Annotated in this window: 17 protein-coding genes; 7 read left to right on the top strand and 10 right to left on the bottom strand. The window is 72.2% G+C overall.

The genetic code is table 11. The annotated features are described in order from the left end of the window. Positions 1 to 21: 21 nt before the first annotated feature. Positions 22 to 1,617: an ABC transporter substrate-binding protein gene (locus tag AB0637_RS13205; RefSeq protein ID WP_366172866.1), complete on the bottom strand. Its 1,596-nt coding sequence runs from the start codon at positions 1,615 to 1,617 to the stop codon at positions 22 to 24. Between the two features lie 654 nt (positions 1,618 to 2,271). Beyond that, positions 2,272 to 3,357 carry a redox-regulated ATPase YchF gene (gene ychF, locus AB0637_RS13200; RefSeq protein ID WP_366172809.1) on the bottom strand — a complete coding sequence of 362 codons (1,086 nt, stop codon included), beginning with the start codon at positions 3,355 to 3,357 and terminating at the stop codon, positions 2,272 to 2,274. A gap of 94 nt (positions 3,358 to 3,451) precedes the next feature. Here ychF and AB0637_RS13195 point away from each other — a divergent pair, with 94 nt between their 5' ends. Beyond that, positions 3,452 to 4,648 carry a DNA recombination protein RmuC gene (locus tag AB0637_RS13195; protein WP_366172808.1) on the top strand — a complete coding sequence of 399 codons (1,197 nt, stop codon included), beginning with the start codon at positions 3,452 to 3,454 and terminating at the stop codon, positions 4,646 to 4,648. 16 nt (positions 4,649 to 4,664) lie between these two features. Here AB0637_RS13195 and AB0637_RS13190 read toward each other — a convergent pair whose 3' ends face one another. Then, entirely contained in the window at positions 4,665 to 5,702 is a 1,038-nt protein-coding gene (locus AB0637_RS13190; RefSeq protein WP_366172864.1) for a 4-hydroxy-3-methylbut-2-enyl diphosphate reductase, read from the bottom strand. 125 nt (positions 5,703 to 5,827) lie between these two features. Between AB0637_RS13190 and xseA the strand changes: the two genes are divergently transcribed. Together xseA and AB0637_RS13180 are read left to right on the top strand one after the other, a co-directional pair. After that, complete coding sequence (gene xseA, locus AB0637_RS13185) at positions 5,828 to 7,078, top strand: exodeoxyribonuclease VII large subunit (protein WP_366172807.1); 1,251 nt, start codon at positions 5,828 to 5,830, stop codon at positions 7,076 to 7,078. Positions 7,079 to 7,112: 34 nt separating this feature from the next. Next, a complete protein-coding gene (locus AB0637_RS13180) occupies positions 7,113 to 7,346 on the top strand; it encodes an exodeoxyribonuclease VII small subunit (protein WP_366172806.1) in 234 nt (77 codons plus the stop codon). 142 nt (positions 7,347 to 7,488) lie between these two features. On the opposite strand, the gene AB0637_RS13175 is transcribed toward AB0637_RS13180, so the two are convergent. Together AB0637_RS13175 and AB0637_RS13170 are read right to left on the bottom strand one after the other, a co-directional pair. Then, the gene (locus AB0637_RS13175) at positions 7,489 to 10,770 is read right to left on the bottom strand and encodes a SpoIIE family protein phosphatase (RefSeq protein WP_366172805.1); all 3,282 of its coding nucleotides are present in this window, start codon (positions 10,768 to 10,770) and stop codon (positions 7,489 to 7,491) included. Between the two features lie 1,101 nt (positions 10,771 to 11,871). Beyond that, positions 11,872 to 12,495, bottom strand: coding sequence for a DUF4245 domain-containing protein (locus tag AB0637_RS13170; RefSeq protein WP_366172804.1), 624 nt, complete (start codon positions 12,493 to 12,495; stop codon positions 11,872 to 11,874). Positions 12,496 to 12,615: 120 nt separating this feature from the next. Here AB0637_RS13170 and glpX point away from each other — a divergent pair, with 120 nt between their 5' ends. The 3 genes from glpX to AB0637_RS13155 are packed head-to-tail and all read left to right on the top strand — an operon-like array spanning position 12,616 to position 15,453. Beyond that, a complete protein-coding gene (glpX, locus tag AB0637_RS13165; protein ID WP_366172803.1) occupies positions 12,616 to 13,659 on the top strand; it encodes a class II fructose-bisphosphatase in 1,044 nt (347 codons plus the stop codon). Between the two features lie 11 nt (positions 13,660 to 13,670). Further along, positions 13,671 to 14,600, top strand: coding sequence for a carbohydrate kinase (locus AB0637_RS13160; RefSeq protein WP_366172802.1), 930 nt, complete (start codon positions 13,671 to 13,673; stop codon positions 14,598 to 14,600). Between the two features lie 19 nt (positions 14,601 to 14,619). After that, complete coding sequence (locus AB0637_RS13155) at positions 14,620 to 15,453, top strand: PrsW family intramembrane metalloprotease (RefSeq protein WP_366172801.1); 834 nt, start codon at positions 14,620 to 14,622, stop codon at positions 15,451 to 15,453. On the opposite strand, the gene AB0637_RS13150 is transcribed toward AB0637_RS13155, so the two are convergent. From AB0637_RS13150 to AB0637_RS13130, 5 genes are all read right to left on the bottom strand, one after another. Continuing rightward, complete coding sequence (locus AB0637_RS13150; RefSeq protein WP_366172799.1) at positions 15,412 to 16,773, bottom strand: GNAT family N-acetyltransferase; 1,362 nt, start codon at positions 16,771 to 16,773, stop codon at positions 15,412 to 15,414. The genes AB0637_RS13155 and AB0637_RS13150 overlap by 42 nt on opposite strands. 238 nt (positions 16,774 to 17,011) lie before the next feature. Beyond that, entirely contained in the window at positions 17,012 to 18,274 is a 1,263-nt protein-coding gene (ugpC, locus tag AB0637_RS13145) for a sn-glycerol-3-phosphate ABC transporter ATP-binding protein UgpC (RefSeq protein ID WP_366172798.1), read from the bottom strand. 20 nt (positions 18,275 to 18,294) lie between these two features. Further along, positions 18,295 to 19,128 (bottom strand): carbohydrate ABC transporter permease, encoded by an 834-nt coding sequence (locus AB0637_RS13140; protein WP_366172862.1) that lies wholly within the window; start codon positions 19,126 to 19,128, stop codon positions 18,295 to 18,297. A gap of 8 nt (positions 19,129 to 19,136) precedes the next feature. Then, positions 19,137 to 20,081 carry a sugar ABC transporter permease gene (locus tag AB0637_RS13135; RefSeq protein ID WP_366172860.1) on the bottom strand — a complete coding sequence of 315 codons (945 nt, stop codon included), beginning with the start codon at positions 20,079 to 20,081 and terminating at the stop codon, positions 19,137 to 19,139. Positions 20,082 to 20,089: 8 nt separating this feature from the next. Continuing rightward, positions 20,090 to 21,391 (bottom strand): extracellular solute-binding protein, encoded by a 1,302-nt coding sequence (locus tag AB0637_RS13130; RefSeq protein WP_366172797.1) that lies wholly within the window; start codon positions 21,389 to 21,391, stop codon positions 20,090 to 20,092. Between the two features lie 196 nt (positions 21,392 to 21,587). Here AB0637_RS13130 and AB0637_RS13125 point away from each other — a divergent pair, with 196 nt between their 5' ends. Continuing rightward, complete coding sequence (locus tag AB0637_RS13125; RefSeq protein WP_366172795.1) at positions 21,588 to 23,012, top strand: class II fumarate hydratase; 1,425 nt, start codon at positions 21,588 to 21,590, stop codon at positions 23,010 to 23,012. Positions 23,013 to 23,042 lie beyond the last annotated feature (30 nt).

The raw sequence follows: 23,042 nt of genomic DNA, 5'->3' as shown, positions 1-23,042 counted from the left end.
GACCCACCCCCGGACCTCACGTCAGGACTTGGTGACCTGGTAGTAGAGCGGAACGCTGTTCCAGCCGAACTCCACGTTCTGGGCCTTCTCGCCGTAGCCGCCGCTGGCGTTGGAGTACCACAGCGGGATCACGGGCAGGTCGGCGAACAGGATCGTCTGCGCCTGCTGGAGGATCTTGTTGGCCGCGTCCTGGTCGGTCGTGCCGGCCGCCTTGTCGAGGAGCGCGTCGAACTGCGGGTTCGAGTAGTCCCCGTCGTTCGAGCCGGCGCCCGTGGCGTAGAGCGGTGCCAGGAAGTTGTAGAGACCCGGGTAGTCGGCCTGCCAGCCGGTGCGGAAGGCGCCCTTGATCGTCCGGTTGGTGATCTCGGTGCGGATCTGCGCGAAGGTCGGGTACGGCTTGCCCTCGGCCTGGATGCCCAGCACCTGGCGGATGCTCGCGGTCACCGCGTCGACCCACGCCTGGTGGTCGCCGTCGCTGTTGTAGGCGATGGTGAACGTGCTGCCGTTCCACGGCTTGATGGCGTTGGCCTGCTCCCACAGCTGCTTGGCCTTGGCCGCGTCGTAGGACAGCACCTCGTTGCCCGCGACCGTCTCGGAGTAGCCCGCGATGACCGGGGACGTGAAGTCCTTGGCCGGGGTGCGGGTGTCGTTGAAGACGGCCTTGCAGACCTGCGCGCGGTCGAACGCGTAGCTGAACGCCTGGCGGCGGAGCTTGCCCTCGTCGCCACCGAAGCCCTCGAGGCCCTCGGGGATGCAGAAGGACTGGAAGACGGCGGCCGGCTGGTTGACGGCGCGCTTGCCGAGGTCGTCGGTGTACGTGAGCAGCGCGGAGCTGGGGATGTTGTCGAGGACGTCGAGGTCCCCGCCCTGCAGCGCCGAGTAGGCCGCGTCGTAGGTCTCGTAGAAGACGAAGGCGAGCGAGTCGTTCGCCGCCTTGCGGGGCCCGGTGTACGTGTCGTTCGGGACGAAGTCGATCCGGACGTTGTGCTGCCAGGCGCCCTTCTCCTTGAGCTTGTACGGCCCGTTCCCGACCGGGTTCTCGCCGTACGCCTTGATGTCGGCGTAGGCGGACTCCGGGAGGGGGTAGAAGGCCGAGTAGCCCAGGCGCAGCGGGAAGTCGGACTCCGGCTGCACCAGCTTGACGGTGAAGGTGGTGTCGTCGACGACCGCCAGGCCGGACAGGGTCTGGGCGGTCGGCGGCTCGCTCTGGACCTCCTTGTAGCCCTCGACGGGCTCGAAGAAGTAGCTCGAGAGCTGCGCGTTGGTGCCCAGGGCGCCGTAGTTCCACGCGTCGACGAAGGACTTGGCGGTCACCGCGGTGCCGTCGGAGAACTTCTGGCCCGACTTGATCTTGATGGTGTAGTTCTGCGCGTCGCTCGACTCGATCGACTCGGCGACGTCGTTCTCGGGGGTCCCGTCGGCCTTGTAGTAGACGAGCCCGGCCCACAGCGAGTCGAGCAGGCGACCGCCACCGACCTCGTTGGTGTTGGTCGGGACGAGCGGGTTCTGCGGCTCCGTGCCGTTGACGACGACCGCGCCACCCGTCGCGCCGGAGGCGTTGTCACCCGAGCCGCTGCCGTCGTCGTTGCCGCCACCGCAGGCCGCGAGGGTCGTCAGGGCGGCGATGCCCAGGGCGCCCTTGAGGCCGTTGCGGCGGCTGAACGGGGACTGCACGCCGCCGGTGACGACACCGATGCGCTCGACGGCCCGGCGCTCGTCCTTCTCGAAGCTGCTCAAGGTGGAACTCCTCCTCGCAAGCGGAACTGGGTGGGCAGGTTGCCCATCTACGGCGACTCCTGACGAGCAGGATGTCCACCTCTACAGGTCGGGCAGCACGTTAACACCCGGTCAACGCATTTCCGGACGTCCGTGAACGGCGGGGGACGCCGAAAGCGTGGGGCACCCCCAGTCTCCTCCCCCGCGGGGGCACTGCACACCCCCAGCCATCACCGACCGTGCCCTCAGGATGACACGTTGTCGCAGGTCAGGGGCGTGACCCCCGGGAACGGACCCCGAGGTAACGATGTGGTGTCGGTCTGGCCACCGCGGGACCTCGTCCGCGCGGTCGACCGGCCAGGAGACGTCTGAGCGGTGAGATCCCCGTCGACCTCACCGCCCCCCGAGCATGGCGCACTCCCCGCCTTCGACCCAGCCGTTCCGGCCTTCGTGGGAGAATCGAGACAGAATCGTTTCCAGCACGGGTCCTGAGTGTTTCCGTCGTGTTTCACGACGGACAGGAACGGACCGTTCCGGGGCGGTTCAGACGTCTGGTCAGACGTTGAAGCGGAACTCCACGACGTCCCCGTCGGCCATGACGTACTCCTTGCCCTCGATGCGGACCTTGCCCGCGGCCTTCGCCTCGGCCATCGACCCGGCGGCCAGCAGGTCCTCGAAGGAGACGACCTCGGCCTTGATGAAGCCGCGCTGGAAGTCGGTGTGGATGACCCCGGCGGCCTGCGGCGCCGTCCAGCCGCGGTGGATCGTCCAGGCGCGCGACTCCTTCGGACCCGCCGTCAGGTACGTCTGCAGCCCCAGCGTGTCGAAGCCGACCCGGGCGAGCTGGTCCAGGCCCGACTCGGTCTGGCCGACCGACTCCAGCAGCTCGGCGGCCTCCTCGGCCGACAGCTCCGCGAGCTCCGACTCCAGCTTGGCGTCGAGGAAGACGGCCTCGGCCGGGGCGACGAGCGCGCGCAGCTCCTCCTTGCGGGCCTCGTCGCCCAGGACGGTCTCGTCCACGTTGAAGACGTAGAGGAAGGGTTTGGTCGTCAGCAGGCCGAGCTCCTTGAGCAGCGGCACGTCGACGTCGTCGGCGGCCGTGGCGGCCGACAGGGGACGGCCCGAGTCCAGGACGGCCTGCGCGGCGACGGCGGCCTTGAGCACGGCCGGGTCGGCCTTCTTGCCCTTGACCTCCTTCTCCAGGCGCGGGACGGCCCGCTCGAGGGTCTGCAGGTCGGCCAGGACGAGCTCGGTGTGCACCGTCTCGATGTCGTCGGCCGGGTCGACCGCGCCGGCGACGTGCACGACGTCCGGGTCGGCGAAGGCGCGCGTGACCTGGCAGATCGCGTCCGCCTCGCGGATGTTGGCGAGGAACTTGTTGCCCAGGCCCTCGCCCTCGCTGGCCCCCTTGACGATCCCGGCGATGTCGACGAACGACACGGTGGCCGGGACCGTCTTCTCGCTGCCGAAGACCGTCGCGAGCCGGTCGAGCCGCGGGTCGGGCAGGGCCACGACGCCGACGTTCGGCTCGATCGTGGCGAACGGGTAGTTCGCCGCGAGCGCGTCGTTCTCGGTCAGTGCGTTGAAGAGCGTGGACTTGCCGACGTTGGGCAGTCCGACGATGCCGATGGTGAGAGCCACGGGAACGGGAGCCTACCCGCCCGGGCCCGGCACCCCCGTGCCCGAGGGGGCGGGGTGCGAGGCGGTGTCGGAGGGGACTGGCACAGTCCCCGGCATGGACGCGGTCTCGCTGGTGCTCGGTCTGCTCGTCGGTCTCCTCGTGGGGCTCGTCGCGGGTGCGCTGCTGCTGCGGTGGGTCCTGCGGGGCCGGGCCGCGCCCGTGGAGGCCGCGCTGCGCACCGAGCGGGACCTGCTGCGCGACCGCGTCGAGGAGCTGGAGGACCGCGTCAGCGCCGGCCACGAGCTGACGGCGACGGTCACCCCCGTCGCGGCGACGCTGCAGCGGGTCGAGGCGCAGGTCGCGGCGCTGGAGCGCGACCGGGTCCAGCAGTACGCGCGCCTGTCCGAGCAGCTGCGCTCGGTCGCCGCGGGCACCGACGCCCTGCGCGACCAGACGGCGTCCCTGGCCGGGGCGTTGCGCGCCTCCAGCTCGCGCGGGTCCTGGGGCGAGGTGCAGCTGCGCCGCGTCGTGGAGCACGCCGGGATGCTCGACCGCGTCGACTTCGAGGAGCAGACGACGCTCACCACCCGCGGCGGCCGGACCGTGCGCCCCGACCTCGTCGTCAACCTCCCCGGCGGCAAGCACGTCGTCGTCGACGCGAAGGCGCCGCTGGCCGCGTTCCTGCGCGCGGGCGAGGCCGCCGAGGACGGCGAGCGCCGCCGCGAGCTGCTCGCCCACGCCCGCGCCGTCCGCGGCCACGTCGACGCGCTCGCGGCCAAGGAGTACCCGAGCGCGGTCGAGGACTCCCCCGACGTGGTCGTCTGCTTCGTGCCCGGGGAGGCGTTCCTGGCGGCGGCGTGCGAGGCGGACCCGACGCTGCTGGAGCACGCCATGTCGCGCCGGGTGGTGCTGGCGACGCCGACGACGCTGCTGGCCCTGCTGCGGACGGTGGCGCTGACGTGGCAGCAGGACGCCGTCGCCGGGCACGCCCGCGAGCTGTTCGACGTCGGCCGCGAGCTCTACGAGCGGCTCGGCACCCTCGGCGGGCACACCACGTCGTTGGGCCGGACGCTGCACCGGGCCGTGGAGGACTACAACCGCTTCGTGGGGACGCTGGAACGGCGCGTCCTCGTCTCGGCCCGCCGGATCCGCGAGCTCGACCTGGCCGACGAGGCGCTGCCCACGCTCGTCCCGCTCGAGGACGCCGTGCGGCCGCTGACCGCCCCGGAGCTGCTGGAGGACCTGCAGGACGACCTGCAGGACGACCTGCAGGACGACCAGGTGGTCCCGCTGCGGGCCCGGCGCGACTGATCCGGCCCGAGTCCGCTCAGACGGGGGTGACGGGCAGCGAGCGGCGACCGCCCGCGGTCGTGGCGGCGGTCCCGGCCGCCTTGAGGTCGCGGCGCAGGTCGGTCGGCAGGGCGAACTGCAGGTCCTCCATGGCCGTGGTGACCTCCTCGACCGCGCCGTAGCCGCGGTCGGCCAGCAGCGCGAGGACCTCCTCGACGAGGACCTCGGGCACCGAGGCGCCCGACGTCAGCCCGACCGTCGTGACGCCCTCGAACCAGGCGTAGTCGACCTCGCCGGCGTTGTCGACCCGGTGCGCCGCAAGGGCTCCGGCGTCCAGGGCCACCTCGGCCAGCCGTACGGAGTTCGAGGAGTTCGCGCTGCCCACGACGATGACGAGTTCGGCCTCGGGGGCGATCTTCTTCACCGCGACCTGGCGGTTGGAGGTGGCGTAGCAGATGTCGTCGCTCGGCGGGTCCTGCAGGTGCGGGAACCGGACGCGCAACCGGCGCACCGTCTCCATCGTCTCGTCGACGCTCAGCGTCGTCTGCGAGAGCCAGACGAGGTTGCCGTTGTCCTCGACCTCGATGGTGTCGGCGACCTCGGGGCTGTCGACGACGGTGATGTGCTCGGGGGCCTCCCCCGCGGTGCCCTCGACCTCCTCGTGGCCGGTGTGGCCGATGAGGAGGATCCGGGCGTCCTGGGAGGCGAAGCGGACGGCCTCCTTGTGGACCTTGGTCACCAGGGGGCAGGTCGCGTCGATGGTCTGCAGCGAGCGGGCCGCGGCGGCCTCGCGCACCGCGGGGCTCACCCCGTGGGCGGAGAAGACGAGGTGGGCGCCCTCGGGGACGGCGTCGGTCTCGTCGACGAAGACGGCGCCCCGCTGCTGCAGGGTCTGCACGACGTGCTTGTTGTGGACGATCTCCTTGCGCACGTAGACCGGGGCGCCGTAGAGGTCGAGGGCCTTCTCGACGGCGATGACGGCGCGGTCCACGCCAGCGCAGTAGCCGCGCGGGGCAGCGAGCAGGACGCGCTTGCCGCCGTCCCACGCCGCCCGCTCGGCCGGGGCGCCGAGCAGCGAGGTGTCGTTGCAGTCGTCCCCGTCGGTCGCGTCGAGGACGGGTGTGGTCTGCGCGGTCTGGCTCACGGCCCCATGGTAGGTCGGCTCACCCGCGGCGCCCGGCGCGGGAGAGGATGCCGACCGTGCCCACCGATCCGCCGCCGCGCCGTCCCACGACCGCCGGGGAGACGACGGCCGAGAACCCGTGGCCCGTCCGGTTGCTCGCCGCGAAGATGGACGCGTACATCGCGAAGATGCCGTGGACGTGGGTCGAGGGCCAGGTCGTCCAGGTCTCCGACCGCCCCGGCTCCTCCGTCGTCTTCGTGACCCTGCGCGACGCCGACACCGACATGTCGCTGCCCGTGACGATCGCCCGTCGCGTGCTGGCCCGCCTGCGCGATGCCCTCCCGGACGGTCTGGCGCACGGCACCCGCGTCGTGGTCCACGCCCGGCCCGAGTTCTTCGCCAAGCGCGGCTCCCTGAGCCTGGCCGCCGACGACGTGCGGCCCGTCGGGGTCGGGGAGCTGCTGGCGCGCCTGGAGCACCTCAAGCGGGTGCTGCGCAGCGAGGGTCTGTTCGACGCCGACCGCAAGAAGGCGCTGCCGTTCCTGCCCCGCACGGTCGGCCTCGTCTGCGGCCGCGCCTCGGCCGCCGAGCGCGACGTCGTGGAGAACGCGCGGCTGCGCTGGCCCGCGGTCCGCTTCGAGGTGCGCGAGGTCGCCGTGCAGGGACCGAACGCCGTGACGGAGGTCGTGGCCGCGCTCGCCGAGCTGGACGCGGACCCCGCCGTCGACGTCGTGGTGCTGGCCCGCGGCGGCGGCAGCGTGGAGGACCTGCTGCCGTTCAGCAACGAGGCCCTCGTGCGGGCCGTCGCCGCCGCGCGCACACCCGTCGTCTCGGCCATCGGCCACGAGGTCGACTCCCCGCTCGTCGACCTCGTCGCCGACGTGCGCGCCTCGACCCCCACCGACGCGGCGCGCCTCGTCGTGCCCGACGTCGTCGAGGAGCTCGCCGGGGTCCGGCAGTTGCGCTCGCGGGCGCGGCGCGCGGTCACGGGGCGCGTCGAGCGGGAGGAGCACGCGTTGGCCGCCCTGCGCAGCCGGCCCGTCCTGGCCGCGCCGCACGTCCTGCTCGACACCCGCGCCGCCGAGGTCGACGGGCTGCGCGAGCGCGGCCGCCGCGCCCTCGGCGCCCGGCTGGACCGGGCCGCGGTCGACGTCGAGCACCTGCGGACGAGCGTGCGGGCCCTGTCGCCCCGCTCGACGCTGCTGCGGGGCTACGCCGTGGTGCAGCGTGCGGACGGCAGCCTCGTGCGCGAGCCCGCCGACGCCCCCGCCGGCACCGCGCTGCGCCTGCGGCTGGCCGACGGCGAGGTCGCGGCGACCGCGGGGTGACGGGTCCACCGGTGGCGCTGGGTAACCTCCCGGGGTGCCCGAGGAGACGACCGCGACCACCACGCCCGCGGACCAGCTGAGCTACGAGCAGGCCCGCGACGAACTCGTCGACGTCGTGCGCCGCCTCGAGACCGGCGGCACCGGCCTGGAGGAGGCCCTGACGCTGTGGGAACGCGGCGAGGCCCTCGCCGACCGCTGCCAGCAGTGGCTCGACGGCGCCCGCGAGCGCCTCGACGCGGCCCGCGGGAGCGACGCCGACGAGGAGTGAGCCGCTCCCGCCCCTCGAGGTCGGGGCCCGCCCGGCCGTCGGACTGCCGCGGTGGTGCTGTGGGGCTCTCGCGCACCACGCGGGACGACCGTGGAGTCGTGCCGTGGCGACGTGCGTCGTCAGGTGCAGCGGTGTGAGGCGGTCATCCGTCGGCGTGCAGCTCCATCCACACCGTCTTGCCGACCTGCTCGTCGCGGACGCCCCACGCGGTGGCCAGCATGTCGATCATGGCCAGACCGCGCCCGTCCAGGGCATCGGGATCGCTGGCGGTCAGCACCGGGTGGCGCGAGTTGTCGTCGCTGACCTCGACCCGCACCGTCCGCGAGGTGGCCTCGACCAGCAGTCGGGCCTGACTGCGCCCGTGCAGGATCGCGTTGGTCACCACCTCGCTGACGAGCAGCGTCAGGGTGTCGCACAGGTCTCCGCACTCCGTCAGCCGACAGCAGTGGTCGTGCACGAAGTTCCGCGCCCGCCCGACGGCGGCCGGTTCGGGATCCAGCAGCAGCACGGCCCGGCGGTGGTGCTCACCCGAGTCCCCTGAGTCCGGCTGAGTCTCCTCGGCGTCGGTGAGGACGGGGTCCACGGGATCGCCCGAGGTGGAACCCGCGGTGGCCGGCCGGGACGTGGTTCCGGGGGCGGCGAGGTCCACGGTCGGGGCTTCGCGCGGGTCGTACCCAGGTCCGGCTTCCACCGGGCGTGGTCGATCTTCGGGGTAGGCCCGGACGGCGAGCAGGGCGACGTCGTCTTCGACCTGGTTCCCGACCCGGGCCAGCAGCTCGTCGCAGAGCTCGTCGACGCTGACGTCAGCCAGCCCGGTGACCGCCCCCGCGAGCCAGTCCATCCCTTCCGGGAGCGTGGAACCGCGTCGTTCGATGAGCCCGTCGGTGTAGAGCAGCAGCGTGGAGCCAGGTTCGAGGACCACCTGGTGGTCGTGACGGGCGGTCTCGGGCGCCACGCCGAGCATCAGGTCCGCCGGGGTCTCCAGGAAGGCCACGGTGCCGTCGGGGTGGACCAGCAGCGGGGGCGGGTGGCCGGCGTTGGACCACCGCAGCAGCCGCTCCCCGGTGCGCCGCTGCTCGGGGGTCTGCTCGATGCGGGCCAGGACGAGGGTGGCGGTGGTGTCCACGTCCAGGTCGTGGGCGGCGTGGTCGAGGGTCGTGAGGATCGCTGCGGGTGGGTCGCTGGCGGCGTAGGTGATACCGCGCAGCAGGTTGCGCAGTTGCCCCATCGCTGCGGCCGCGACGCGGTCGTGGCCGGTGACGTCGCCGATGACCAGACTGGTGGCACCGTCGGCGGTGATGAACGCGTCGTACCAGTCCCCGCCGACCTGGGCTTCCTGCCCGGCGGGCGAGTAGCGCACCGCGATGTGCAGGTGGTCGGGTTCGGGTGGGCTGGTCAGCAGGGACCGCTGCAGGGTCTCGGAGAAGCGGGCGACCTCGGTGCTCGCGGCCACCTCGGCCTCGTGAGCGGTGATGCGCTCCAGGGCCTGAGCGGTCAGGGCCGCGAAGGCCTCCAGCAGGGCCTGCTCCGGCTCGGTCCAGGTGCGTTCGGTGGCGAAGCCCACGGACAAGCACCCCAGCAGGTACCCACGCACCACCAGCGGTACGGCCGCGGAGGCCTGCACCCCGGCACCGGTGTAGATCCGCTCCGAGCCGGGGAAGGCCGCTTCGGTCTGGCGCCGGTCGGACAGGAAGTAGCTGACCCCGGTCGCCGCGCTGCGGATGGCGGGCAGGGGGAAGTCGGCCGGCACCCGTTGGACGGTGGTGCGGACCTCGGCGTAGCTGTCGGTGGTGAGAGTGACGACGTGGGTGCTGTCGTCCTCGAGGAGGCACAGCCCGCAGCCGTTGGCCTCCAACAGGTCGCGGCCCTGCTCTCCCAAGACGGCCAGCACCGCGTCCTGGTCCTGGGCACTGGCCAGGGCGTGGGCGATGACGACCAGGGCCTGTTGACGCTCGGCCGAGACACGGGCGACCTGCGAGGAGGCCCGTTCGGCGTCGCGGGAACGCAACCGCTGCAGGGCCTGCGCGCACTGGGCGGCGAAGGTGTCCAGCAGTTCCAGCTGCTCCGGGGGGAAGGTCTGCGCCTGCGCCCAGCCGGCGGTCAGCACCCCGATGACCTCGTCGTCGGCGCGCAGGGGGATGGAGGCCCACGCCTGGCAGCCGGTCGCGGCGTTGGAGGCCAGCACCAGCGGCGACATCGCCGCGCACTCCGCTGCGTCGCGCAGCAGCACCCGCTCACCGGTGCGGGCGGCGAGGGTCACCGGCGCCGGGGCCGTGAGGGGCAGGCGACCGAAGTCCGCGCGGGTGCCCTCACCGACGTTGGCGGTGATGTAGGACAACAGCTGGTCGGCGTCCTCGGGGTCGGGAACGGCCACCGAGCCCCCGTCGGCGCCCAAGGCGGTCAGGCCCCGCTCGGCCATGGTGGTGACCAGGTCGTCGATGTCCTCGCCCTGAGCCAGGGCGAGGGCGACCTGCCCGAGCGCGGACAGCCGCTCCTCGGAGCGCCGGGCGGCGGCCTCGGCGTCGTGGCGGGCACTGACGTCGAGGAAGTAGAGCGCCATACCCGTACCCGCCGGACCGGGCGTGGGGGTGGCGCGGACCTCGAACCAGGTGTTCAGCGGAGCGGGGTGGTAGGCGTCGAAGGACACCACCCGACCGGTCTGCACCGCTCGGCGGCAGTTGGTCTCGTAGAGGGTGCCGGTGGTGGCGGGGAACAGCTCCCACAGCACCTGACCGGCGACATCCTGACCGGCGGCACCCAGGATCCGTCGTCCTTGGGTGTTGACGTAGTCGATGCGCCAGTCGTGGTCCATCAGGAGGTAGCCCATGGCCATGGACTCGATGATCTGGGTGACCTGCTCGGTCGCTGCCTGCTCGGCGTGCCGGGACGTGCCGACCTGCAGGGTCGCCCGGCGCAGCGTCAGCTCCCGGGAGGCGGTGGCGGCCAGGTCGGCCAGGATGTCCAGCTCGTGGCGGGTCCAGTCCCGGGGCTGGGTGTCGATGGCGCACAACGACCCGACGGGGTTGCCGTCAGGGTCGTGCAGGGGGAAGCCGGCGTAGGCGATGACGCCGAGGTCGTCGATGGCGAGGTTGTCGGCCAGGACGGGATCTTCACGCGCGTCCCGCACCACCAGAGGAGCGTCGTGGGCGACCACGTACTGGCAGAAGGAGTGCGACAGGCCGGTGCAGCGCACCCGCTGCCAGAAGGCCGGCAGTCCCTCGGCTCCGGGCAAGGCCTGCCCGTCGGTGCTGACCAGGCTGACCAGACCCACGGGCACGCCCAGCGCGGCGCGGACCAGGCGGGCGTAGCGGTCGAAGACCTCGTCGGGCTCGTCCGCGAAGGGAACCTCCGGCGGCAGCTGGGTGGGCAAGTGGCCGAGGGGGGACTCGCTCAGCCGCTGGGTGGACGGGTCCGCGGACTCCACGCGCGCATCCTCTCCAGGGCTGATCAGACCCGCTCGTCATGTCTAGAGCGACAGGTTGCCAGACCCGGACAGGGGCTGCTCGACGACCGCGGTTCACGTCAGGGGTGCACCATGCCCGGCTCCCGGCCCAGCTCGTCCTCGATGCCCTCGACGGCGCAGGCGGAGGTCGTGGTCTTGCGTCTGCTCGACGACGAGCACACGGACGGGCGGTTCAGGTACCGGCGGTGGATGATGAGCGTGTCGCTTCTGCGGAACGGTCGTCAGACGTGGCGCTGCTCCTTGCGCGCACGAGTGGTCAGTGATCACCGACGCTCTGACCGAGAGCAGCTCATGAGCGACGAACGACACCTCGTAGTGGCCAGCACGGTTGCTCGCGCCCGGTGGCAGAACGACCGCCTCGGCGTGGTGCGTGCCTCTCACGCCCTCTTGCGCCGGCAGGCGCAGCAGCAGGACCTCCACCTGCTGGGAGAGCCCACGCAGGTGGTCGAGGTCCTCCCCGGCAAGGCCTGGGTCCGCATCACCCTCCGTGTCGAAGCCACCCCAGTGTCTTCCGTGGCCCCTCCTGCCCAGACGTCGACGTCACACCAGGACGACGACAGCAGGTCGTGACCGCTCCACGCATGCTGGCGTCAGCAGGCGGTGCATCCCCTGTCGTGCTGGGGCTGGCGCTCGACCGCGAGGTCACCACGCGGACCGCGCCGCCCCGGGAAGTGGTGCGTTGCAATCCGTCAGGAGCAGACGAGTGGGTTGGAACGTGCCACTCCAGCGGACGGTGCCGCCGCGGCCGTCGACACGAGGACGGTGCCGGGGGCCGGAACCACGCTGCAGACGAACGGACGACTCGAAGCCCGCTCTGTCCGCGAGATGACCACGACGTCGTCGCGTCAGGGCAACGGCTGTTGGCCTCCAGGAACCACCTCGAGGTCGATCACCTCGGGAGCAGTGGGGACCTCTCCGCGGAGACGGTCCGCGTCGCAGTCACCGTCGGCTCCGTCCTCGACGACCGCGGAGGTCAGGACGCGGCCTCGACGACGACGGTCCGCGTGCACCGCCTCCACGGCGTCCCGGGGGGGGCCGAGGCGCCGCCACCCGGTGACGGTCCTACGAGCGCACGCCCCAGGGCGTCCCGGCCTTGGTCCAACCGGCCTCGGCGGCCTGCACGAGCTCGGTGAGCACGCCGTAACCGCCCTCCCCCGTCACGAGCAGCGTCTGCCCGTCCTGGGTGCGCACGAGGCTGTAGCGCTCGCGGTCCGGCTGCAGGTACCGCTGCCACGACTGGCCGTCGATGGTCTGCTCACCCTGCGCGTCGCCGCTCTGGGTCTGGGCCCGCAGCCAGGTGCGCGTGGTGTCGCGCGCGGTCTCCAGGGCCAGGTACTTCCCGTCGTCGGTGCGGTAGCCGATGTGCCACGTCACGACGCCGTCGGTGGAGCGGTTGACGTTCGCCGACGTCGGGGTCCAGCCCTGCGGGCCGTCGGGGACGAGGGGGGCGAAGGGCAGCTGCGAGGCGGCGCCCTCGGCGGCGTTGGCGACGTCGACGGCGGGCTGCTCGATCGCGTTGGGGCGCGGGATGAGCCAGACGACGACGAGCACCATCGCGAGGATGAGCGCCATCGAGATGACCATGGAGCGCACGTTGCCGCCGGAGTGGCGCTGCCGCGGCACCCCGCGCGGGTCCTCCCCCGGCGCGACGGACGGACTCTCGGAGGGCTGACCGGTCGTGCTCACGCCCCCATGGTGACGGATAGAGTCGCCCGACGCTTCCGAGCGTCGCCGGCCGCCCGCCCGGGGGCACCGGATCCCGCAGCGCCGACCCGTAGCTCCACGTCGCCCAGGAGGTCCCACGCCATGGCCCAGAACACGTCCCACACCTCACTGCCGCCCGCCCTCGCCGTCGCCGACGAGGCCCCCGACCGCAACCTCGCCATGGAACTGGTCCGGGTCACCGAGGCCGCCGCCATGGCCGGTGGCCGCTGGGTGGGGCGGGGCGACAAGAACAAGGCCGACGGTGCGGCCGTCAACGCCATGCGCACGCTCATCGGCACCGTCTCGATGAACGGCACGGTCGTCATCGGCGAGGGTGAGAAGGACAACGCCCCGATGCTCTACAACGGCGAGCGGGTCGGTGACGGCAGCGGCGCCGACTGCGACGTCGCCGTCGACCCGATCGACGGGACCACGCTCACGGCCCGCGGCATGCCCAACGCGGTCGCCGTCCTCGCCGTCGCCGAGCGCGGCACGATGTACGACCCGAGCGCCGTGTTCTACATGGACAAGCTCGCCGTCGGGCCCGAGGCCGCGGACGTCGTCGACATCCGGCTGCCCGTGCGCGAGAACATCCGCCGGCTGGCCCGCGCGAAGAAGCGCTGGGTTGAGGACGTGACGGTCTGCATCCTCGACCGGCCGCGGCACGCGCAGCTGGCCCAGGAGGTCCGCGACGCGGGCGCCCGCATCAAGTTCATCTCCGACGGCGACGTCGCCGGTGCCGTCATGGCCGCCCGCGAGGGCACGGGCGTCGACCTGCTCCTCGGTGTCGGCGGCACACCGGAGGGCATCATCACGGCCTGCGCCATGCACTGCCTCGGCGGCGCCATCCAGGGCCGGCTGTGGCCGCGCGACGACGTCGAGAAGCAGAAGGCGATCGACGCCGGTCACGACCTCGACGCCGTCCTGGACACCGCCACGCTCGTGGCCAGCGACAACGTGTACTTCGTCGTCACAGGCATCACCGACGGTGAGCTCGTCGACGGCGTCCGCTACCGCGGCGACACGATCTCCACGTCGAGCATCGTCATGCGCAGCAAGTCCGGCACCATCCGCAAGGTCGAGAGCGAGCACCGGTTGTCCAAGTTGCAGGCCTACTCCGCCATCGACTTCACCGGGCCGCGCTGATGGCGGCACCCGTGGCGTCCCACCGGTCCGCCGTCGTCCTCGGCGAGGCCCTCGTCGACGTCGTCCACCGCGCCGGGGAGGACAGCAGCACCGAGCACCCGGGCGGATCGCCGCTGAACGTCGCCTACGGGCTGGGCCGCCTGGAGCACGACGTCGCACTGCTCACGCGGTTCGGCGACGACGCGCACGGGAAGCTGCTGTCCGAGCACCTCGCCGAGGGCGGGGTGCGGCTGCTGCCGGGCGCCGTCGACGCCGACCGCACGCCGGTGGCGCGGGCCGAGGTGGACGCCGAGGGCAAGGCCTCCTACGAGTTCGACCTCGTGTGGCGGGTGCCGGAGACCCCCCTGCCGGCGGACCTGGCCCTGCTGCACACCGGGTCCATCGGCGCTGCCGTCGACCCCGGCGCCACGACGGCGCTGGAGCTGCTGCGCTCGGTGCGGGGGCGGGCCACGACGAGCTACGACCCGAACGTGCGCCCCGCGTTCTTCGACTCCCCCGCCGCGGCGCTGGCCCGCGTCGAGGAGTTCGTCGCGGCCGCCGACGTCGTCAAGGCCTCCGACGAGGACCTGGAGTGGCTGCTGCCCGGTCAGGACGTCGAGGAGGTCGCGCACCGGTGGCAGGGCTGCGGCCCGGCCCTCGTCGTCGTGACGCGCGGCGGCGCCGGGGCCGTCGCGGTGTCCGGCGCGGGCACGTTGCACGTCCCGGCCCCCCGCGTCGACGTGGTCGACACCGTGGGCGCGGGCGACGCCTTCATGTCCGGGCTGCTGCACGCCCTGGCCGAGCACGACCTCCTGGGCGGCGAGGCGCTGCCCCGGCTGCGCCACCTCGGGCTCGGAACGCTGGAGTCCCTCGTCCGCACAGCCGTGGCCTCGGCGTCCATCACGTGCTCGCGGGCGGGCGCCAACCCGCCGACCAGGGCCGAGTTGTCAGCGCGCGCGTAGCTGCGCCACGCTGTCGGGCGTGTCGCCCTCCGCCGCTCCCCCAGCGTCCCCGCGGTTCCGCCGCCTCGCACGGCTGGCGTGGCTGGGGGTGCTCGTGGCGGGGGTCGTCGCCTACGTCGTCGTGCTCCGCGTCATGGTGCGGACGGAGAACCTCAACTTCTTCCCCTCGCTGCTGCTCATCGGAGCCATCACCGTCCCGGTGAGCGTGCTCGCGTTCGCGGAGGCGGGCGCCCGGGGTCCGGCCGTCCGCGGCTGGCTCGTGGCCTCGGTCGCCATCGCCGGCGGCATCGTCGGCACGGTGACGGCCGGGACGCTGGAGTTCGACACCCTGCGGACCCTGGGCGCGATCCCCATGCTGTTCGTGGGGATCATCGAGGAGTTCGCGAAGCTGCTCGTGCCGCTCGTGATCTTCCTCGTCCTGCGACCCCGCGACCCGCGCGGTGGCGTCGTCGTGGGGGTCGCCTCCGGCATGGGCTTCGCGACGCTGGAGACGATGGGGTACGGCTTCCAGGAGCTCCTGCGGGCCCGCAGCATCGCCGCCGTGGACGAGGAGCTGCTGCTGCGCGGACTGCTCTCCCCGGCCTGCCACATCGCCTGGACCGGCATGACCGTCGCGATGCTGTGGCGCATCCCCTCGGCGCGGCGCCGCGGCCGGGCCGTGTGGGCGTTCCTCGGCGCCTACGTCCTGGCCGTCGCGCTGCACGCGACGTGGGACTCCTCCAGCAGCGACCTCGTGCACCTCGTGGTCGCCGTCGTCGGGCTCGTCGTGCTGTTCGTCTTCCTCGTCAAGGCGCACCGGCGGCCGCCGCTGTCACCGGCCGCGGCGGCCCCGCGGCAGGCGTGGGGCGGGTAGCTTCACCCGCGCCCGGACCGTCCGGCGACCCACGTCGTCGCGGAACCGTTCCACGGCACCGGCCAGCGCCGTCCACGACCGGTCCAGGCGCTCGGAGCGGCGCACCTCGTCGCGGTAGGTCCGGCGCAGCAGCGCGAAGCGGTCGGCCAGGGCGGGCAGGGCGTCCCGCCCGGACGGCGTCAGGACGAGCCGCACGGTCGTGTGCGGCACCGGCCGCAACCGGCGCTTGTAGGCCTCGTCCCCGCGCAGCAGGTCCAGCTCCCGGTACCCCGAGAGGACGGCGCGGCGGCACAGCCGCAGGAGCAGCAGCGTCCCCGGCCCCGTCGGGGCGAACCGCCCGCGGTAGCTCTGGACGTAGCCGTGCAGCGCGACCGGACCGGCCAGGCAGAAGGCGTAGGCGATGAGCTCGCCGTCGACGCGCAGCCCGGACAGCTGGACCGTGCCGGCGGGGGCCGTCCACAGCACCTCGGTGAGCGTGCGGCCCGACGCCCCGCGCCAGGGGCGGCGGCGGTGCTCGGCGTGCGGGTGGGCGTCGTCCACCTCGGCGAGCTCCGTCACCAGCTCCTCGAGCCGGTCGGCGGCGGCTTCGGGGTCCTGCGCGCGCAGCGCGGTGACGGTCTCCAGGAGGTCGTCGGCGACGACGAGCTCGCCCAGTTCGGCCAGCCGCCGCCACTGCCGACGCTCCTCGTGCCGTGCGTGCCGCCCCAGCGCGGCGTCGTACTCCTCGACCGTCGCCGGCAGACGGACGCTGTGCACGGTCGCCTGCGGCAGCGCCCGGACGCGGTACCCACGGGCCTGCGCCCACGCGTCCACGTGACCGGTCAGCTCCCCCGCGGCGGGCACCTGCTCGAGGTCGAGGAACGCCCCCGGCGCCTCGCGGACCGCGGCGTCGAGGACGGCGGCGACGAGCCGGACGGCGGGGACGTCCGCGTCGGGGTCGGTCAGGACCGCCGCGTAGTCGCTGCCGCCCGCGCCGAGGAACGTCAGCAGGGGACGCGGGCCGCCGAGGAGCGCGAACGCCCCGAAGGCGAGCAACCGGCCGTCGCTGCGGACGCTGACGAGCAGCGGCTCACCCCGTCCGACGTGGGCGTGCACGGCCCGCAGCCAGTCAGGGCCGGTGAACGGCGGCTGCCCGGCCTGCTGGACGAGGGCGCGCCACTCCGGCACGGGGGCGTTGTCGAGGTGGCGTCGGACGGTGACCGTCAGGCCGTGGGCCGGGTCGTGGACGAGGGCGAGCCCGGAGTCGCTGGGCGCACTGGTCGTCGCGGAACCCTCGGCGTGGTCGGACGGACCGGCGGCGGGCACGACGAGGTCCGTCACCACCCACCTCCACCCGTTCGCGCCTCGAGCCGACCGTGTGGAGGACTCGTGCGCGTACGTTAACCGGGACGTCGGACAGGACCGGGGATCCTCCCCCCCTCGCCGTCGCGCCGTCGACGCAGCGTCACAACGGGTCTACGCAGCGCTTCTGCGTCGCCCTCCGGGGGTGGGCTCGTTGACGCATCGGGCTCGTAGAACGAGCCGGATGCGTCAACGAGGTCCCCCCGCGAGCGACCCGTCAGGAGGCGGCGTGCGCCGGCGTGCGGCCCTCGTTGGACTGCGCCCGCTCCAGCGACCGCTTGCGCAGCGCCTCGGACTGCTCCCCGATCTTCTTCGCCTTGGCCTCGTCGCGCGTCAGGTTCACACCCGTCGTGGGGTCGAAGACGTGCATCCGCTTCGGGTCGAACCACAGCGTCGCGGTGTCGCCGTCGCGCACGCCGCTCATGGCGTCGAGCGTCACGACGAGCTGGGAGCGCAGGCTCTCGCCGTCGAGCTCGCGGTCGAGCTCGGCGAGCTGCTGCTTCGTCTCGTCGGCCGCCTCGAAGGGGATGTAGGCGTACAGCTCGTTGCCCAGCCACTCCGTGACGTCGACGTCCGCCTGGAACGTGGCGGCGCCCTCGGGCGCGTCGGTGACCTCGGCGTCGTCGAAGTGCTCCGGCCGCACGCCGACGATGAGCAGCTTGCCCTCGTAGGACCCGTCCACCGCCTCGGGCCGCGGCACCTCGCAGAACGGCAGCTGCAGCGTCGTGCCGGAGACCCGCGCCGGCAGGAAGTTCATGGGCGGGGAGCCGATGAAGCCCGCGACGAAGAGGTTGACGGGCTGTTCGTACAGCTCGCGCGGGCTCGCCACCTGCTGCAGGACGCCCTTGCGCAGGACGGCGACGCGGTCGCCGAGGGTCATGGCCTCGGTCTGGTCGTGGGTGACGTAGACCGTGGTGGTGGCCAGGGAGCGCTGCATGCGCGCGATCTCGGTGCGCATCTGGCCGCGCAGCTTGGCGTCGAGGTTGGACAGCGGTTCGTCGAAGAGGAACGCCTTGGCGTCCCGGACGATCGCACGGCCCATCGCGACGCGCTGGCGCTGCCCGCCGGAGAGGTTCGCCGGCTTGCGGTCGAGGTGCTCGTTGAGCTCGAGCATGTCCGACGCGCGCTGGACGCGTTCCTTGATCTCGCTCTCGGGGACCTTGGAGTGGTTCAGACGCAGCGGGAAGGCGATGTTCTCCCCCACCGTCAGGTGCGGGTAGAGCGCGTAGTTCTGGAACACCATCGCCAGGTCGCGGTCGCGCGGGGCGAGGTCGTTGACGCGCTTGCCGTCGATGAGCAGGTCCCCGTCGGTGATGTCCTCCAGTCCGACGATCATCCGCAGCAGCGTCGACTTCCCGCACCCCGACGGGCCGACGAGGATGACGAACTCGCCGTCGGCGATGTCGAGGCTGACGTCGTTGACGGCCGGGAAGCCGTCGCCGTACTTCTTGACGATGTTCTTGAGTTCGATGCGAGCCATGTTCGGAACCCTTTCCTGCGTCAGCCCTTGACCGCGCCGTTGGTGAGACCCGCGACGATGCGGCGCTGGAAGACCAGCGCCAGGAGCACGACGGGGATGGTGACGATGACGGCGGCCGCCGAGATGGCCCCCGTCGGCTGGACGAAGTAGCTCGACCCGGTGAAGCTCGACAGCGCCGCCGGGACGGGCTGGGCCCGCGAGGTCGACGTGAGCGAGATGCCGAAGACGAAGTCGTTCCACGCGATGAAGAACGCGATGATCGCGGTGGTGAACACCCCGGGCGCCGCGAGCGGGACGATGACCTTGCGGAACGCCTGCCAGCTCGTGGCCCCGTCGACCTGGGCCGCCTGCTCCATGTCCCACGGGATGCCGCGGAAGAACGCCGACATGGTCCAGATCGAGATCGGCAGCGTCAGCGCGAGGTAGGGGATGATGAGGCCCGGGATCGTGTCGTACAGGCCGATCTGCCGCCACAGGTTGAACAGCGGCGTCACCATCGTGATGACGGGGAACACCGCCACGGCCAGCGCGCTGGTGAGGACCATGCGCTTGCCCGGGAAGTTCAGCCGGGCGATGGCGTAGGCCGCGAACATCGCCAGGACGACCGCGATGAGCGTCGCCGCGAGGCAGGTGACGATCGAGTTCCGCAGCGCCGGCAGGAACAGGTCCGAACCGTTGCCGCGGAAGATGCCGTCGTAGTTCGCCCAGGTCCACTGGGACGGGAAGAACTGCTTGTCCGACAGCGCCGCCTCGGACTTGAAGCTCATCGAGACGATGTAGGCGACCGGGACCACCGCGTACAGCACGATGACCAGCGCCCCCACGTACCAGAGCGTCTTCTCCTTGCGCGTCATCGCGCCCATCAGCCTTCACCCCTCGCTCGGGCCAGGTCGACCTTGAACACCTTGATGGCGATGAAGCAGATCAGCAGGACGCAGACGAAGAGCAGGACCGACACGGCCGACCCCAGCCCGATCTCCAGCCGGCTGATCGTCTGGTTGTACGCCAGCGACGAGACGGTCTCGGTGCCCGCCGCGCCGTTGGTCATGATGTAGACGTTGTCGAAGATGCGGAAGGCGTCCAGGGCACGGAACAGCAGTGCCACCATGATCGACGCCTTCATGTTCGGCAGCGTCACCTTCCACAGCCGCTCCCACGCCGTCGCGCCGTCGACCTTGGCGGCCTCCGTCATGTCGGCGGGGACCTGGGCCAGACCGGCGAGCAGGAGCAGGGAGATGAACGGTGTCGTCTTCCAGATCTCCGACAGGCAGATGACGAACAGCGCCGACCACTTGTTGGCGAACCAGTCGAAGTCCCCCAGGCCCAGCAGGCTGTTCATGAACCCTGTCGTCAGGCCGAAGGCGTACTGCCACGCGTAGGCCGAGACGACGGTGATGATCGCGTACGGGATGAGGATCGCCGTGCGGACGATGGGGCGCAGCCACCCGAGCACCTTGTGCATCACCATCGCCAGCGCGAACCCGATGACGAGTTCGACGGCAACCGTGACGACGGTGATGAGGGCGGTGTTGCCCAGCGCTCCCCACCACAGGCTGTCGGAGAGGATGACGCCGTAGTTCTTCAGCCCGATGAACTCGCGGTCGCCCGGCGCCGTGAGCCGGTAGCTGAACAGCGACTCGTACAGGGCCTGCAGGATCGGGTACCCCGTGACGGCCACGAGGATGACGAACGCCGGACCGGCGAGGTACCAGCCGAGGCGGGCCTCGGCCCGGGCCTTGTCCGACCCCCGGCCCCGCCGGGCCGCCGGCTTCGAGACCGCCACGTCCCCCGCGGAGCGGGTCTCCATCTGGGAACTCACAGCAGCTTCTCCCCTCGGAGAACCTCGGTGATGTACTTCTGGGACGCGGCCGGGGTGTCCTGGGTGACCGAGGAGACCGGCTGCCACCGGTCGGCGATGCCCTGGCTGACCTCGTTGTAGTAGGCCGTCTGCGGGCGCGGTGCCGCGGCCTGCAGGGACTTCCGGATCGTGTCGTACATGGGGTAGGCCTGCTGGACCGTCGGGTCGTCGTAGACCGACTCCAGCGCGGCGGGGTTGCCGTCGGAGACCATGTAGGCCGCCTGGTTCTTCTCCGAGATGATGCAGGAGACCGCCTGGAAGGCCTGGTCCCGGTGCTCGCTGAACGCGCTGACCCCGATGTCGATCCCGCCCAGCGGGGGTTTCGCCTCCTGCCCCGCGGTCATCTCGGGGTAGGTCGTCCAGCCGTAGTCGTCGAAGATCGCCTTGTCCATCGTGCCTTCCTCGGCCGCGGACTTCCCCTGCGCGTAGACGAACGGCCAGTTCACCATGAAGTCGGCGCCGCCCTGCTGGAACAGGTTCGCCGTCGCGGCCTCGTCGCGGTTGTCGATGCCCGGCCCGCCGACACCCGCGGCCGTGATGTCCTGCATGACCTTGGCGGCCGCCTTGCCCGCCTCGGAGTCGATGCCGAGGCGGATGTCGGGCCCCTTGGCGTCAGGGTTCTCGATGATCTTCCCGCCCGCCGACGCGATCATCGCGTTGACCCACACCGTCATGGACTCCGCGCGCTGGCCCTGGACCCCGATCGCGGTGCCCTCCGCCTTGGCCGCGGCGATGACCTGTTCCCACGTCACCGGTTTCGTCATGTCCAGGCCCGCGGCCTGGGCGACGCTCTTGCGGTACCAGAGCAGCTGCGTGTTCGCCCAGAACGGCGCCGTCACCAGCTCACCCTTCCAGCTGGCACCCTGCACCGCCCCGTCGACGACGCCGTTCGACCACTGCTGCTGCAGGTCCGCCGGAACCTTCGCCAGGAACCCCGCCTCGGACGTCTCCGGCACGAACACCGGGTCCAGGCTCATGAGGTCGATCGAGGAGTCGTTGCCCGCCAGGCGCCGCATGAGCTGCTCGCGCTGGGCGGCCGCGTCGCTCGGCAGGATCGAGACCTTGATGTCGTAGGCGCCGTTCGAGGCGGCGCTGCACTGCGCGGCGATCTTCTGCTGACCGCCGTTGTCCGGGTTGATGTACCAGTTGAGCGTCGGTGTCCCCGACGCCGTGCTCGATCCGCCGCACGCTGTGAGACCGCTCGCGAGCACCGTCGCAGCGCTCAGGATCCCCAGCCGGGTCCGCCATCGGCCAGCCACAGGCCCTCCCTCGACTCCGTCGTCCTTGCTCGTGACCTTGCTCGTGACCTTGCTGGTGACCATGGCTACACCGCTCCTCCACAGCACGCACGCCGAGCGGGACCCGTCCGGCGGATCGTTGGAGGACCGTGATCGGATCCGTGATCCGCGCCACCGGGTGCCCCGCCCGTGCGGGGCTGTTGGCAGGATGTGGCCCATGGCCAGTGAAGCCCCCACCCAGACCGACGCGCCCGGCGAGGCGCAGTTCCGCATCGAGCACGACACGATGGGGGAGGTCAGGGTCCCGGCGGCCGCGAAGTACCGCGCGCAGACGCAGCGGGCCGTGGAGAACTTCCCGATCTCGGGCACCCCGCTGGAGCGCGCCCACATCGAGGCCCTCGCGCGCATCAAGAAGGCGGCGGCCCTGGCCAACGCCGAGCTCGGCGTCCTGGACCGGGACCTGGCGCAGGCGGTCGCCGACGCCGCCGAGGAGGTGGCGACGGGCCGCTGGGACGGCGAGTTCCCCGTCGACATCTTCCAGACCGGGTCCGGCACGAGCTCGAACATGAACGCCAACGAGGTCATCGCGACCCTGGCGACCGAGCGCCTCGGCTCCCCCGTGCACCCCAACGACCACGTCAACGCCTCGCAGTCCTCCAACGACGTCTTCCCGACGTCGGTGCACGTGGCCGCGACCTCGGCCGTCGTCAACGACCTCGTCCCCGCCCTGACGCACCTGCGGGACTCCCTGCAGCGCAAGGCGACCGAGTGGGCCGACGTCGTGAAGTCGGGGCGCACGCACCTCATGGACGCGACCCCGGTGACCCTCGGCCAGGAGTTCGCCGGCTACGCCGCGCAGCTCACGCGCGGCATCGAGCGCGTCGAGGCCACCGTCGTCCGCGTGGCCGAGGTCCCGCTCGGCGGGACCGCCGTCGGCACGGGCATCAACACCCCGCCCGGGTTCCCGCAGCGCGTCATCGAGCTGCTGGCCGCGGACACCGGGCTGCCGCTGACCGAGGCCGCCGACCACTTCGAGGCCCAGGGCGCCCGCGACGCCCTCGTCGAGCTGTCCGGTGCGCTGAAGGTCGTCGCCGTGAGCCTGACGAAGATCTGCAACGACCTGCGCTGGATGGGGTCGGGCCCGCGGACCGGTCTGGGCGAGCTGCGGCTGCCCGACCTGCAGCCGGGGTCCTCGATCATGCCGGGCAAGGTCAACCCCGTCGTGCCCGAGGCCACGCTCATGGTGTGCGCGCAGGTCGTCGGCAACGACGCGACCGTGGCGTGGGCCGGGGCCAGCGGGTCCTTCGAGCTCAACGTCCAGATCCCCGTCATGGCGCGCAACGTCCTCGAGTCGGCGCGGCTCCTGGGCAACGCCTCCACCCTGCTGGCCGACCGGACGATCGACGGCCTCGAGGCCGACGTCGAGGCGTGCCGCCGGTTCGCGGAGTCCTCCCCCTCGATCGTGACGCCGCTGAACCGCGTCATCGGTTACGAGGCGGCCGCCAAGGTCGCCAAGCACGCCGTGGCGACGGGCTCGACCGTGCGCGAGGCCGTCGTCGACCTCGGCTTCGTCGAGCGCGGCGAGGTCACCGAGGCGCAGCTCGACACGGCCCTCGACGTCATGTCGATGACCCACCCCTGACCCGGGTCCGGGGGCGGCACGGACGACACT

Origin of the sequence: Kineococcus sp. NPDC059986, from assembly GCF_040702905.1 — a bacterium.
Lineage (GTDB): Bacteria > Actinomycetota > Actinomycetes > Actinomycetales > Kineococcaceae > Kineococcus.
The sequence above is the reverse complement of the archived record's forward strand: the minus strand, read 5'-3'. Positions and strand labels throughout refer to the sequence as shown.

Excerpts from the sequence above, each read along its gene's own strand:
- AB0637_RS13125 (WP_366172795.1), top strand. The coding sequence starts at position 21,588 with ATGGCCAGTGAAGCCCCCACCCAGACCGACGCGCCCGGCGAGGCGCAG.
- AB0637_RS13135 (WP_366172860.1), bottom strand. The coding sequence starts at position 20,081 with ATGGAGACCCGCTCCGCGGGGGACGTGGCGGTCTCGAAGCCGGCGGCC.
- AB0637_RS13195 (WP_366172808.1), top strand. The coding sequence starts at position 3,452 with ATGGACGCGGTCTCGCTGGTGCTCGGTCTGCTCGTCGGTCTCCTCGTG.
- glpX (WP_366172803.1), top strand. The coding sequence starts at position 12,616 with ATGGCCCAGAACACGTCCCACACCTCACTGCCGCCCGCCCTCGCCGTC.
- ugpC (WP_366172798.1), bottom strand. The coding sequence starts at position 18,274 with ATGGCTCGCATCGAACTCAAGAACATCGTCAAGAAGTACGGCGACGGC.
- AB0637_RS13140 (WP_366172862.1), bottom strand. The coding sequence starts at position 19,128 with ATGACGCGCAAGGAGAAGACGCTCTGGTACGTGGGGGCGCTGGTCATC.